This is a genomic window from Streptomyces sp. NRRL WC-3626 (genome assembly GCF_000718785.1).
GTDB lineage: Bacteria > Actinomycetota > Actinomycetes > Streptomycetales > Streptomycetaceae > Streptomyces > Streptomyces edwardsiae.
Map to the genome: position 1 here is coordinate 151,064 of NZ_JOCA01000013.1, position 13,298 is coordinate 164,361.

General features: G+C 72.8%; 11 protein-coding genes. 8 read left to right on the forward strand and 3 right to left on the reverse strand.

Features of this window, described 5'->3' with window-relative positions; genetic code table 11:
- Window positions 1-26 precede the first annotated feature (26 nt).
- The 6 genes from IF28_RS0121035 to IF28_RS0121060 all read left to right on the forward strand — a co-directional run bounded on the left by IF28_RS0121035 (window position 27) and on the right by IF28_RS0121060 (window position 6,279).
- Entirely contained in the window at window positions 27-1,229 is a 1,203-nt protein-coding gene (locus IF28_RS0121035; protein ID WP_030222639.1) for a prenyltransferase/squalene oxidase repeat-containing protein, read from the forward strand.
- Window positions 1,226-1,858, forward strand: a complete 633-nt coding sequence (locus IF28_RS0121040) for an SCO2322 family protein (protein ID WP_030222641.1) — start codon at window positions 1,226-1,228, stop codon at window positions 1,856-1,858. The genes IF28_RS0121035 and IF28_RS0121040 overlap by 4 nt, the downstream gene beginning before the upstream one ends.
- Window positions 1,859-1,991: 133 nt before the next feature.
- The gene (locus IF28_RS0121045; RefSeq protein ID WP_051713820.1) at window positions 1,992-3,074 is read left to right on the forward strand and encodes a CbiQ family ECF transporter T component; all 1,083 of its coding nucleotides are present in this window, start codon (window positions 1,992-1,994) and stop codon (window positions 3,072-3,074) included.
- Window positions 3,071-4,720, forward strand: coding sequence for an ABC transporter ATP-binding protein (locus tag IF28_RS0121050; RefSeq protein WP_030222648.1), 1,650 nt, complete (start codon window positions 3,071-3,073; stop codon window positions 4,718-4,720). Before IF28_RS0121045 ends, IF28_RS0121050 begins: the two co-directional genes overlap by 4 nt.
- The gene (locus tag IF28_RS0121055; RefSeq protein ID WP_030222651.1) at window positions 4,717-5,556 is read left to right on the forward strand and encodes an ECF transporter S component; all 840 of its coding nucleotides are present in this window, start codon (window positions 4,717-4,719) and stop codon (window positions 5,554-5,556) included. The genes IF28_RS0121050 and IF28_RS0121055 overlap by 4 nt, the downstream gene beginning before the upstream one ends.
- A 303-nt stretch (window positions 5,557-5,859) precedes the next feature.
- Complete coding sequence (locus tag IF28_RS0121060) at window positions 5,860-6,279, forward strand: lytic transglycosylase domain-containing protein (RefSeq protein WP_030222653.1); 420 nt, start codon at window positions 5,860-5,862, stop codon at window positions 6,277-6,279.
- Between the two features lie 80 nt (window positions 6,280-6,359).
- Here the strand turns inward: IF28_RS0121060 and IF28_RS0121065 are convergent, their stop codons facing one another.
- Window positions 6,360-7,868 (reverse strand): DUF4246 domain-containing protein, encoded by a 1,509-nt coding sequence (locus tag IF28_RS0121065; protein WP_030222657.1) that lies wholly within the window; start codon window positions 7,866-7,868, stop codon window positions 6,360-6,362.
- Window positions 7,869-7,935: 67 nt separating this feature from the next.
- Window positions 7,936-9,987, reverse strand: coding sequence for a bifunctional glycosyltransferase 87/phosphatase PAP2 family protein (locus tag IF28_RS0121070; protein ID WP_030222660.1), 2,052 nt, complete (start codon window positions 9,985-9,987; stop codon window positions 7,936-7,938).
- Between the two features lie 389 nt (window positions 9,988-10,376).
- On the opposite strand from IF28_RS0121070, the gene proP reads away from it, so the two are divergent.
- Window positions 10,377-11,783 carry a glycine betaine/L-proline transporter ProP gene (proP, locus tag IF28_RS0121075; protein ID WP_030222665.1) on the forward strand — a complete coding sequence of 469 codons (1,407 nt, stop codon included), beginning with the start codon at window positions 10,377-10,379 and terminating at the stop codon, window positions 11,781-11,783.
- A gap of 78 nt (window positions 11,784-11,861) precedes the next feature.
- Window positions 11,862-12,539 (forward strand): O-methyltransferase, encoded by a 678-nt coding sequence (locus tag IF28_RS0121080; RefSeq protein ID WP_030222668.1) that lies wholly within the window; start codon window positions 11,862-11,864, stop codon window positions 12,537-12,539.
- 9 nt (window positions 12,540-12,548) lie between these two features.
- Here the strand turns inward: IF28_RS0121080 and IF28_RS0121085 are convergent, their stop codons facing one another.
- On the reverse strand, window positions 12,549-12,941 hold the full coding sequence (locus tag IF28_RS0121085) for a hypothetical protein (RefSeq protein ID WP_030222672.1): 393 nt from the start codon (window positions 12,939-12,941) through the stop codon (window positions 12,549-12,551).
- Window positions 12,942-13,298: the final 357 nt, after the last annotated feature.

A 13,298-nucleotide genomic window follows, 5' to 3' on the forward strand; every position in this document is an offset into this window, starting at 1 on the left:
CTTTCAGGGAGAGGCACCCGCCGATCATGAATGTTCGCCGCAGCGCAGCGGTCCTGGCCGCCGTCGTCGCGATCGGCGCCGCCACTCCGGCCGCCGCCGACACGTCCCCGTCCCCGTCACCGGCGCTTCCGTCCGCCCTGTACGGCGACACCGACCCCCAGTACGACGGCGTCTGGCGCCAGTCGCTGGCCCTGCTCGCCCAGCACACGGTGGACGTCGAGCCGTCGAAGGCCGCCGTCGACTGGCTCACCGGCCAGCAGTGCGCCGACGGCTCCTTCGCCCCGTACCGCGCCGACACCGCCGAGGAGTGCGGCGCGAAGACGATGGTCGACACCAACCAGACCGCCGCCGCCGTCCAGGCCCTCGCCGCGCTCGGCGGGCACGACGACGTCACGAAGAAGGCGGTCGGCTGGCTGAAGTCCGTACAGAACAAGGACGGCGGCTGGGGCTACACGGCGGGCGGGGCCAGCGACACCAACTCCACCTCCGTCGTCGTCGGCGCGCTCGCGGCGGCCGGTGACCGGCCCGCCGAGGTGAAGAAGGACGGCAAGTCCCCCTACGACGCCCTGCTGACACTGGCGCTGCCCTGCGAGGGCGACGGCGCGGGCGCCTTCGCCTTCCAGCCGGACAAGAAGGGCGGCCTCGTCGCCAACGCGGACGCGACCGCGGCGGGCGTGCTCGGCGCGCTGGGCGCGGGCCTGGCCGCCGGGCCCGGCAAGGGCGAGGCCTCGTCCTGCGAGAAGCCCGGCACCCCGGAACAGGCCGCCGCCAACGGTGCCGCCTATCTCACGGACGCCCTCGCCAAGAACGGCCACCTCACCTCCGCCCTGGCCGGCGCGGAGGACCAGCCCGACTTCGGCAACACCGCCGACGCGGTGGTGGCGCTCGCCGCGCAGGGCTCCGGGGAGCAGGCGGCGAAGTCGCTGTCCTGGCTGGAGAAGAACGCCGCCGACTGGGCGGCGCAGAGCGGCCCCGCCGCCTACGCCCAGCTGATCTTCGCCGCCCACGCCACCGGCGCCGACCCGCGCGACTTCGGCGGCACGGACCTGGTGGAGCGGCTCGGCGCGACGGGACCTGCCGCCGAGAAGGCCACGGAGGCGAAGGCGGACGAGAAGAAGGACGAGGAGTCCGACTCCGGTCTCGGCGTCTGGTGGTTCGTCGGTGTCTGCCTGGTCGCCGGTATCGGCATCGGCTTCCTGATCAGCGGCCGCAAGAAGCAGCAGCCGTGATCCGCCGGGCCACCGTCCTGTTCCTGGCCGCGCTCCTGCCCCTGCTGGCAGGCGCCGGCCAGGCGGGCGCCACCGGCTACCGGTACTGGTCGTTCTGGGAACAGGACGGTTCGGCCTGGACGTACGCCACCCAGGGCCCGTCCCTCGCCCGCCCGGCCGACGGCGATGTCCACGGCTTCCGCTTCTCCGTGAGCGAGGACTCGTCCGACGCGGCGAAGCCACGCGGCGCCGCCGACTTCGCCACGATCTGCGCGAAGACCCCGCCGGCCGACGGCAGCAAACGCGTGGCCCTGGTCATCGACTTCGGTACCCCGCAGGACGCCCCCTCGGGCGAAACCCCACCGCCCTCCCGCACGGCCTGCGCCCAGGTCCCAAAGGACGCCACCACGGCCGACGCCCTGGCCGCGGTGGCCAAACCCCTCCGCTACGACACCAACGCCCTGCTCTGCGCGATAGCGGGCTACCCGGAGAGGGGCTGCGGAGACCAGGTCGCCACGGAGAAGTCCCCGGCTCCCGCGGAGAAAGAAGCCGACTCGGACGGCCCGTCCTTGGGCCTGATCGCCGGAATCGCCGTCGTCGCCCTCCTCGCAACGGCAGCCATATGGCAGGCCCGCCGCCGTGCCTCGTAAGAACGGGCAACCATGCCCGCCCAACTGCGGGCAGTCGTGCCGCTGGGGCGGCACGGGTGGGCGCGGCGGCACCCCGCGAACGCCGGGCCGCGCGACACCCCCCGCCCAGCCCCGACCGCGCCGCACCCCCCAACTGCACCCCGGCGCCTGGTGGCTCTGGTCCCTCGCCCTCGGCACCGCGGCCACCCGCACCACCAACCCCCTCCTCCTCACCCTCCTCATCACGGTCTCCGCGTACGTGGTGGCGACCCGCCGTCCCCAGACGCCCTGGTCCCGCTCCTACGGTGCGTTCCTCAAACTCGCCCTGGCGGTCATCCTCATCCGCCTCACCTTCGCGATCATCCTCGGCTCCCCCATCCCCGGCACGCACACCCTGCTGCTCCTCCCCGAACTCCCCCTCCCCCACTGGGCGCAAGGCATCCGCCTGGGCGGAAGGGTCACCGCGGAGGCCCTCACCTTCGCCCTCTACGACGCCCTCCGCCTGGCCACCCTCCTGATCTGCGTAGGCGCGGCCAACGCCCTCGCCAACCCCTCCCGCCTCCTCAAATCCCTGCCCGGCGCCCTGTACGAACTGGGCGTGGCCGTGGTGGTCGCCCTCACCTTCGCCCCCCACCTGATCGCCGACGTCCGCCGCCTGCGCGCCGCCCGCCGTCTGAGAGGCCGCCCGGACAAGGGCGTACGTGGCCTGCTCCAGGTCGGACTCCCCGTTCTGGAGGGCGCGTTGGAACGCTCGGTGTCCCTCGCCGCCGCGATGGACGCGCGAGGATACGGCCGTACCGCCCAGGTACCGCCCGCCGTCCGCCGTACGACCGCCGCCCTCACCCTCGGCGGGCTGCTGGGCGTGTGCGCCGGCACCTACGGACTGCTCACCGCCGAGGGCGGCACCTACGGCCTCCCGGTCCTCCTCGCCGGAGTGGCCGCCGCCCTCGCCGGCCTCCGGCTGGGCGGCCGCCGCACGCTGCGCACCCGCTACCGACCGGACCCCTGGGACCTGAGAGCCTGGCTGGTCACCGCCTCCGGAGCGGCCGTCGCCGTCCTCCTCACGCTCGCCGCCTCCCGCGATCCCGCCGCCCTGCACCCCGGTGTGGTCCCGCTGGTCGCCCCCGCCCTCCCCCTGTGGCCGGCGGCGGCCGTCCTCATCGGCCTGCTCCCCGCCTTCATCACCCCCGCGCCCGAGCCCCGGCGCACGGACACCCGCAAGGAGCCGACGACGTGATCCGCTTCGAGAACGTGTCGGTGACCTACGACGGCGCACCCGAACCCGCCGTGCGGGGCGTCGACTTCGAGGTCCCCGAGGGCGAACTGGTGCTGCTAGTCGGCCCGTCCGGCGTGGGCAAGTCGACGGTGCTGGGCGCGGTGAGCGGACTGGTCCCGCACTTCACCGGCGGCACCCTGCGCGGCAGGGTCACCGTCGCCGGCCGTGACACCCGCACCCACAAGCCGCGCGAACTCGCCGATGTCGTGGGAACGGTGGGCCAGGATCCGCTCTCGCACTTCGTGACGGACACGGTGGAGGACGAACTCGCTTACGGCATGGAGTCGTTGGGCGTCCCCCCGGCCGTGATGCGCCGCAGGGTCGAGGAGACCCTCGACCTTCTCGGTCTCTCCGATCTCCGCGACCGCCCCATCGCCACCCTCTCCGGCGGTCAGCAACAGCGCGTCGCGATCGGTTCGGTCCTCACCCCGCACCCGCGGGTCCTGGTCCTGGACGAACCGACCTCCGCACTCGACCCGGCGGCCGCCGAGGAGGTCCTGGCGGTCCTGCAGCGCCTGGTCCACGACCTGGGCACCACCGTCCTCATGGCGGAGCACCGTCTGGAACGCGTCATCCAGTACGCCGACCAGGTCGCCCTCCTCCCCGGCCCCGGCGAGCCGCCGCTCCTCGGCACCCCGGCGGAGGTGATGGCGGTCTCCTCCGTCCACCCCCCGGTGGTGGGCCTGGGCCGCCTCGCCGACTGGTCCCCCCTTCCCCTGACGGTCCGCGACGCCCGCCGCAGGGCGGGCCCGCTGCGCGACCGCCTCGCCGACCGGCGGCCACCCGCCCGGGAACCCGCGCCACCGGCCCCCGCCCCCCGCCGCCTGTTCCCGCGCAGCAGGCCCGACGCCGCCACCCATGTCGCCGAGGTCCGCGACCTCGCGGTCCGCCGGGACCGCGTCCAGGCCCTGCGCCATATCGACCTGACCGTCGGCCCCGGCGAGACGATCGCCCTCATGGGCCGCAACGGCGCCGGGAAGTCGACCCTGCTCAGCACCCTCGTCGGCCTGGTCTCCCCCACCTCCGGCTCGGTCCGTACCGGCGACGCGGTCCCGCACCGCACCCGCCCCCGCGACCTGGTGCGCCGTGTCGGCCTGGTCCCGCAGGAACCGCGCGACCTCCTGTACGCCGACACGGTCGCGGCGGAGTGCGCGGCCGCCGACGAGGACGCGGGCGCCGAGCCGGGCACGTGCCGTGCGCTGCTGACGGAGCTGCTCCCCTCGGTGGCCGACGACATCCACCCGCGGGATCTTTCCGAGGGCCAGCGCCTGACCCTGGCCCTGGCGGTCGTCCTCACCGCGCGCCCGCCCCTGCTCCTCCTCGACGAGCCGACCCGTGGCCTGGACTACGCGGCGAAGGCCCGTCTGGTGACGATCCTGCGCGGCCTGGCCGCCGAGGGCCACGCGATCGTCATGGCCACGCACGACGTGGAACTGGCGGCGGAGCTCGCCCACCGGGTGGTCCTGATCGCGGAGGGCGAGGTGATCGCGGACGGCCCGGCGGCCGAGGTCGTCGTGGCGTCCCCGTCCTTCGCCCCGCAGGTGGCGAAGATCCTCGCCCCGCAGCACTGGCTCACGGTCTCCCAGGTCCGGGAGGCACTGCGATGACGACGCTCGCCACCCGCACCGGCCGCCGGGTCCGCGCCATCCGTCTGGGCCCCCGCTCCTGGCTGGCCCTGGCGCTGGTCAGCGCGGTGGGCGTGGCCGGTTTCGGCTGGCCCTTCCTCGCCCCGCCCGACTCCACCCTGAACGCGCACGCCCAGGACGCCCCCTGGCTCTTCGCGGGCCTGCTGGTCCTCCTGGTGGCGGTCGTCGCGGCGACGATCTCGGAGTCGGGTCTGGGCCCGAAGGCGGTGGCGATGCTCGGTGTCCTCGCCGCCACGGGCGCCGCCCTGCGCCCCATCGGCGCGGGGACGGCCGGTCTGGAGCCCATGTTCTTCCTCATGGTGCTCAGCGGCCGGGTGCTCGGACCGGGGTTCGGCTTCGTCCTCGGCTCGGTGACGATGTTCGCGTCCGCCCTGCTCACGGGCGGTGTCGGGCCGTGGCTGCCGTTCCAGATGCTGGCGATGGGCTGGTTCACCATGGGCGCGGGCTTCCTGCCGGGCGCCGACCGTCTGCGGGGCCGCCCGGAGATCTGGATGCTCGCCCTGTACGGCTTCCTGGCGGCCTTCGCGTACGGCACGGTGATGAACATGGCGGGCTGGCCCTTCATGTCCGCGCTGGCCTCGAACATCTCCTTCTCCGCCGAGGCGTCGCTCCCGGCCAACCTGGCCCGCTTCGTCGCCTACTGTCTGGCGACGTCCCTGGGCTGGGACCTGGGCCGGGCCCTGGTCACGGCCGCCCTCACCCTCACCCTGGGCACCGCCCTCCTCAAGGCCCTCCGCCGCGCCACCCGCCGGGCCGCGTTCGAGGCGCCGGTCACGTTCGAGTACACCCCTGAGTAGTCCCGTACGCACCCCTCGCGACCGCTCCGGTGAGCCGGCCCACATGGCCCGCGTCACATACGACCCGGCACCGTAGCGACGCGCGGGGCGCGCGGGGCTCCCCCGGCCGCCGCATCGGCTCGCCTCCGACCTTCGGTAGTAAAGGGGACCTTTGCGGGACGAACCCGGATTTGTTTCTGTGGAGCAGTCGCCAGGCGCCGACGCCCCTCACGGGGTCGAGGCGCCGACGCATGCCCCCGCCGCACACCGCGGCATCCGGCACGGCGTAGCGCGACCGCCCTGCTGTCGACCGAAAGGCCGCTCGTGTCCGCCGTTTCCTTCCTCCGCACCGTCTCCGCCCCGAAGAAGGCCCTCGCCGGTGCCGCCCTGGCCGCCGCCGCCTGCGGCACCATGATCGCCGCCGCGCCCGCCCAGGCCGCGACCACGACCGGCGCCTCCTCGGCCCAGGCGACCGCGCAGAAGATGATCGGCAACTCGGCCGAGTACCAGTGCTTCTCGAAGATCGTGCAGCACGAGAGCGGCTGGAACCCCAGCGCCACCAACGCCTCCAGCGGCGCCTACGGCCTGGTCCAGGCCCTGCCCGGCTCCAAGATGGCCTCGGCCGGCTCCGACTGGAAGACCAACCCCGCCACCCAGATCAAGTGGGGCCTGGACTACATGAAGGACCGCTACGGCGGCGCCTGTGACGCCTGGTCCTTCTGGCAGGCCAACAACTGGTACTGACCGGCACCAGTTCCTCTGTACCGAAGGCGGCGACCCCACGATCCCCGGGGCCGCCGCCTTCGTCATGCTCTCCCGGGGCCTCAGTGCTCGCAGAGGGAGAACTCCCGCTCGTAGAGCTGTTCGTTGTGCTCGGCGACGAAGAACTTGCGCTCGTGCATGAGCTGTTCGCGGTACTCCTTAGCCTGCTCCAGCGTCATGGTCGAGGTGTCGGCCCAGGGCTGCTGCGGCGGTACGTCGGAGGTCGAGACGATCGTCTCCGACGGGTCGACCAGGAAGAACGCGAGGATCTTGCGGTGTCCCGGGCGGGCCGGGTCCTCCAGCCGGAACGGGCTGACGCGGTGCTGCAGGATGTTCGGGAACGCCAGGCAGCGGCCCGCCGGGGTCGCCGCCGATCCCAGCACCTGGTTCAGCGCGTCCTCGTCCTCCAGGCCGTAGACCTCACGCAGACCGTTGTCGTCGTTCTGCTGGTAGTCCGGGTCGTCGAGTGCCGCCCGGAAGCCGAGCCGGCTCTCGGTGATGTTCTCGCTGTCCCAGTAGTAGATGCCGGTCGAGACGATGCGCTCGTTCAGCATCCCCTCGACATGCCAGGAGCCGCCCGCGTACTCGGGCTTGTCCGGGGTGAGCCGGATGGTGGCGAGCTTGACGATGACCTGGAGGCGGCGGCCGCGCAGGTCGACCCGGACGTCCTCGCCGGGCGACTCGGGCGGGGTGAAGACCGGAGCGTCGGGAATCGCCGGGCGGCGGTTCTCCCACCAGTCGTCCTGGGCCGTCCCCCACGCTTCGAGGGCTTCCGCGTAGGCCGCCTCGTCGCTGTAGGAAGACTTGTCCGGGTACTCCGGCTCCGAGTCGTACCAGCCATAGGGATCGGCCTCGATCCGCAGCGGCCTCGGACAGCGCAGACCGGTGAGCACGTTCTCCCACAGCGGGCGGAAGCGCGCGAACAACTCCGGGAGTACGGCGGCCAGTTCGCGGTGCCGCTCGGGGTGGACGTTGTTGACGTACGAGCGGAAGGCGACGGCGCCGTCGTCACTGACGTCGACGTCGGTGGGCAGCCACTGGAACCTCTCCGAGAACTCGTGCTTCGAGTAGCTGTTCGTCGGATTGCGCCAGGCCTCCTCGGGCACCCCGCTCGCCTCTCTCACCAGGCAGAACAGCGAGGGATGGACGAGGTCGAGCACCTGGCCGTCGGAGCCGGGGTGCCAGTCCCGCTCGGCCTCGGGAACGTCCTCCAGCACCCGTACCGCCTCCCGCAGCCGGGCCCTGAGCCCGTCGTCGACCAGGGTGTCCGACTGCCACACCCCGTCGACGGCGGACACCTCGGCACCGGTCCGCTCGTCCCGCAGCCCGGCGTAGTACCGGAGTTCGTCCAGTACGTAGCGGACCTGCGCCTCGGTGAGCCCCTGCTCGGCCGCTTCCCGCGCCCACCGGGCGGCGATGCCGGCATCGTGCATCTTGTCGAACCACCCCGGCTTCTCCCGGAGATGTGCGCCGCACCGGATGATCTCGAGTTCCCGCAGCGTCCGGGGCGGTGCGAACCCTATGGACCGGGCGGCGTGGAAGGGCAGCGGAAAGGCGGACAGGTCGGACAACTCTCTTGTTCCTCACGGTCGGTGTGCAGTGGCCGGAACACTACGCGAGCGCACTGACAGCACCGGGTCAGCCCAAGGCGCGGTCCTTCTCCAGCGCCGGCGGCCCGCTGCCGGTCTCCGCGACCGCCACCGCCGTACGGGCCCGCGGCCCTTGCAGCAGGTACGCCAGCCCGAAGCCGGCGCCGACGACGAGCGCCCCGCCCGCCGCGTCCAGGATCCAGTGGTTGCCGGTCGCGACGATCGCGGCGCACGTGAACAGGGGATGGAGAAGCCCGAGGGCCTTCATCCACGCCCTCGGCGCGATGACGGCGATCACCAGTCCGCACCACAGGGACCAGCCGAAGTGCAGCGACGGCATCGCCGCGTACTGGTTGGTGAGGTGGGTGAGGGTGCCGTAGTCGGGCCGGGTGAAGTCCTGGACGCCGTGGACCGTGTCGACGATGCCGAGTTCCGGCATGAGCCGGGGCGGGGCGAGCGGGTAGAGCCAGAAGCCGACGAGGGCGAGCAGGGTGGCGAAGCCGAGCGCCGAGCGGGCCCAGCGGTAGTCCACGGGGCGGCGCCAGTAGAGGAGCCCGAGCACCGTCAGCGGGACGACGAAGTGGAACGACGTGTAGTAGAAGTCGAAGAACTCCCGCAGCCATCCGATCCTCGCCACGGCGTGGTTGACGGCGTGCTCGATGTCCAGGCGGAGCAGGCGTTCGAGGGCGTGGATCTGGTGGCCGTGCTCCTCGGCCCGAGCACGGCCCGCCGAGTTGCTGCCGCCGGTCACGGCGAGGCGGACCTCGGCGTACGCGGCGTAGGTGACGCGGAGCAGCAGCAGTTCGAGCAGGAGGTTCGGGCGGACGAGGACCCGGGGCAGGAACGGCAGCAGGGGGACGAACGCGAGGCGGGCCGGGACCGGTGGGGCGTACGGGGTCGGCACCGGCGTACGGAAGCGGGGGGAGGTGCGGGAGAGGAACGGGACGGCGGTGGCGGCGGCCAGGGCGGCGAGGAGGACGACGTTGTCGCGCACCGGGTGGAGGAACGCCATGTTCGGCAGCGTCATCGTGGCCGGCAGCGTCATCACCAGGACGGCGGCGACGGGCCACACCAGCCGGTCGCGGGCGCGTGGTCCGGTCCGGCCGACGACGGTGAGCAGCACCCACAGCAGCTGGTGCTGCCAGGCGGTCGGACTGACCGCTATGGCGGCGCATCCGGTGACGGCGACCGCGAGCAGCAGCTGGCCGTCGTGGGCGTAGCGGACCGCGCGGCGCAGGGCGACGGCCGCGACGGCGGCGCCGAGCAGCGGGAAGAGGACGATCTCCAGGGGGCCCTCGACGCCGAGGCGCAGCAGGGCGCCGTGCAGGGACTGGTTGGCGAGGTCGTCGGCGGGCCCGCCGAGGCCGGTGCCGGCCAGATGGTGGACCCAGTAGGTGTGGGAGTCGCGCGGCATCGCGGCCCAGGCGAGCGCGGTGGCCGCGGCGAAGGTGCCGGCGGTGAGGGTGGCGGCCCGGCGGCGGCCGGTGCACCACAGCAGCGGGGCGAAGAGGAGAAGGGTGGGCTGGAGGGCGGCGGCGACCCCGATCAGTAGGCCGCCGAGGCGCTGCCCGGGGGTGACGAAGCAGCCCAGCAGGACGAGCAGGACGGGGATGACGCTGGTCTGGCCGAGCCACAGGGTGTCGCGCACCGGCATGGACAGCATGAGCAGGCTGACGGCGACCGGGGCGGCCAGCAGGGCGGTGCGGCGGCCGACCGGCCGGGGCAGCGCGCGGGCGGCGATCAGGCCGAGGACGACGACCAGGAGGAGCGTGCCGAAGGTCCAGCCCCAGCCCAGCGCTTGTTCAGCCGAACGAGTGAAGGGTGTGAGGGCGAGTCCACTGAACGGGGTGCCGCTGTACTCGCCGGAGTCGTACAGGGAGCCTCTGACGTGGAGCACGCCCTCGGGGCCCACCCAGGTCTCCAGATCGGTCAGCCGCTCCCCGCGCGGGGTGGTGAGAACGGCCGCTACCTGTCGTACGGCGATGACGGCGGCCAGCAGCCACAGGCCGAAGCACGCCATGCGCAGCCGTGCCGGGGGGCCGTCCGCTGCCGTCGCCCCGAATGCCTCCGCCGGTTGTCCGCTGTGATCCGCGTTCGCCACGCCTCATCGGCCTCCCGCCCCGATCATCACGGTGTGTCACCGTGAGGGTTCCCTCCGCGCAGCCTATGAGGCCAGCGGCCCTCCTGGACAAGACGCAGGAAACCCCCGATTCACCTGATACCCCTCTCGCTTTTGCCCGGATGACGATGAACCGCCCGGCTTGCGGTTGCGCGCGAGGGGCGCGAGAAGGATCACAGTCGGTCACGCGCACGAGGGCTCCGGGACGGGGCTGCGCGCCTGTACACCCCCCATTTGGATGCACTCTGCAGCTATCTCCGCACCATCCGTTACCGGGGCAAAAGCGCCTATCGTCGCTTGCTTCGGCCCGCCCGACAGCGCCGCCGCGCGGACCCGCCCCTGTTCCCGTCGAAAGGTAGGCGAGCGAAGTCTTGACGACTGCCACAGTCGCCGCTCCCCCGTCCGCACAGCGGGCCCACGCCGCGCACACCCCCGCCGCCCCGACCGTCACCGACCCCGCGCTCGTCCGGCGCGCCGTGAAGGCGGCGGCCCTGGGCAACGCGATGGAGTGGTTCGACTTCGGTGTCTACAGCTACATCGCGGTCACTCTGGGCAAGGTCTTCTTCCCCTCCGGCAACCCCACCGCCCAGCTGCTGTCCACCTTCGGCGCCTTCGCGGCGGCCTTCCTGGTCCGCCCGCTCGGCGGCATGGTCTTCGGCCCGCTCGGCGACCGCGTGGGCCGGCAGAAGGTCCTCGCCCTCACCATGATCATGATGGCGGCGGGCACCTTCGCCATCGGCCTGATCCCCTCCTACGCCGCGATCGGCGTCGGCGCCCCGGTCCTGCTGCTGGCGGCCCGGCTGGTGCAGGGCTTCTCCACCGGCGGCGAGTACGCCGGTGCGTCCACGTTCATCGCCGAGTACGCCCCCGACAAGCGGCGCGGCTTCCTCGGCAGCTGGCTGGAGTTCGGCACGCTCGCCGGGTACATCGGCGGCGCGGGCCTGGTCACCCTGATGACGGCGCTGCTCTCGACGGACGACCTGCTCTCCTGGGGCTGGCGGATCCCGTTCCTGATCGCCGGCCCGATGGGCATCATCGGCCTCTATCTGCGGATGCGCCTGGAGGAGACCCCGGCGTTCGCGGCCGAGGTCGCCAAGGCGGAGAGCGAACGCCCGAAGGTGCCGCTGCGGGACATGGTGGCCGGCCAGTGGCGCGCGCTGCTGCTCTGCGTGGGCCTGGTGCTGGTCTTCAACGTCACCGACTACATGCTGCTGTCGTACATGCCGAGCTACCTCACCAGCGAGCTGGGCTACGACGCCACGCACGGCCTCGTCGTGGTGCTGGGCGTGATGGTGCTGATGATGGTCGTCCAGCCGTTCGCGGGCGCGCTGACCGACCGGGTCGGCCGCCGTCCGGTGATCGCGGCCGGCTGCGCCGGGTTCCTGCTGCTGTCCGTGCCGGCGCTGCTGCTGATCCGCGACGGGAGCCTGCTCGCGGTCGCCGCCGGCCTGGGCGCGCTCGGCCTGCTGCTCGTCTGCTTCACCGCCGCGATGCCGTCGGCGCTGCCCGCGCTGTTCCCGACCCGGGTGCGCTACGGCTCGCTGTCGATCGGCTTCAACGTCTCGGTGTCCCTGTTCGGCGGCACCACCCCGCTGGTGGTCACGGCGCTGATCGGCGCCACCGGGGACATGATGATGCCCGCCTACTACATGATGGCGGCGGCCGTGATCGGCGGTTTCGCGGTGTGGCGCATGGCCGAGTCGGCGGGCCGCCCGCTGCCGGGGTCCGCGCCGTCGCTGGAGGCCGGGGAGGCCGGGACACACCGGGAGAACGCCTGACGGAGGGCGGGGCCACGACGTATCTTCGTCAGCGAACTAGTTAGACAGGCTAACCAGTCCGACGGAAGGTACAGGCCCATGAGCGAGCAGCGGCTCTGGCACGAGGTGGACGACTACTTCACCGACCGCCTCCTGCCCGACGCCCCCGACGACGCCCTGGCGGCCGCCCTGCGCGACAGCGACGCCGCCGGGCTCCCGAAGATCGCCGTCTCGCCGCTGCAGGGCAAACTGCTCCAGCTCCTCGCCCAGCTGCAGGGCGCGAGGAACATCCTGGAGATCGGCACGCTCGGCGGCTACAGCACCATCTGGCTGGGCCGCGCCCTGCCGGCCGACGGTCGGCTGGTCTCCCTGGAGTACGACCCCCGGCACGCCGAGGTCGCCGTCCGCAACATCGCCCGCGCGGGCCTCGACAAGCAGGTCGAGGTGCGGGTGGGCCCGGCGCTGGAGTCGCTGCCCCGGCTGGCCGACGAGAACCCGCCGCCGTTCGACGTGGTCTTCATCGACGCCGACAAGGTGAACAACCCGCACTACATGGAGTGGGCGCTCAGGCTGACCAGTACGGGCAGCCTGATCGTCCTCGACAACGTGGTGCGCGGGGGCAGGGTGGCCGATCCGGACAACACCGACCCGGACGTACTGGGCACCCGCGCCGCCCTCGACCTGATCGGCGGCCACCCGAGGCTCAGCGGTACGGCGCTCCAGACGGTCGGCGCCAAGTCCTACGACGGCTTCGCGCTGGCCCGGGTGCTGGCCTGACCCCCTGTCTCACACCTCGTGGTAGAAGCCCACGTTGACGCTGCGCGGGGCGGAGCGGTCCTGGATGACGACCTCGCCGCTGCCGCCCCGGGGCAGGGCGACGGTGCCGCCGTAGGTGACCGGGTGCTCGTACCCGCCGACGGTCAGCCGTACGTCGGAGGACGGTTCGGGCAGGGAGCCGCGCAGCCAGGTCAGCTGCCAGGTGCCGTCCGGCGCGCAGCCGAACTCCAGGTGGACCCGCGAGACGAACAGCCAGTCGTCCGGCGTGGAGAGCCGGCACATCGACTTGTCGCGGCCCACCCGCAGCACGGCGCCCGGCTCGCTGGGCGCGTCGGCCATGAGCATGCCGGCCGTGGCGCCCGCTTCCTCCGCGGACACCGCGGCCATGGTGAGTTCGAGCACGTGGGCTCCTCCTGAAACGTCCTGGTGGACCGGCGTGGCCCGGCCCGACTGCCGCCGAATGATAAAACGCCCGGCTCGGCGGCGTCCGGCACAATGGCCTCATCACCGAGCGAAAGCCACCCGGCGTCGACTTCGGGGCGGGTTCCCCCGCTCGAACGAAGTGGAGAGTGGGGAAGGGCCGACAGGCAGATCAGGCACGCGGTGGATGCGGCGCAGGCGGCGCCGTCGGAGCGGATCGTGCGGAGGATCCTCACGGAGGTCGACGCGAGGATCAGCGACATGATGTTCACACCGGCGCCCGGCCCCCCGCCGGGAAAGAGGCCGTGCGGCGTCGTGGACGTCGTAGGCGGTGGCGGG

Excerpts from the sequence above, each read along its gene's own strand:
- IF28_RS0121055 (WP_030222651.1), top strand. The coding sequence starts at position 4,717 with ATGACGACGCTCGCCACCCGCACCGGCCGCCGGGTCCGCGCCATCCGT.
- IF28_RS0121035 (WP_030222639.1), top strand. The coding sequence starts at position 27 with ATGAATGTTCGCCGCAGCGCAGCGGTCCTGGCCGCCGTCGTCGCGATC.
- IF28_RS0121080 (WP_030222668.1), top strand. The coding sequence starts at position 11,862 with ATGAGCGAGCAGCGGCTCTGGCACGAGGTGGACGACTACTTCACCGAC.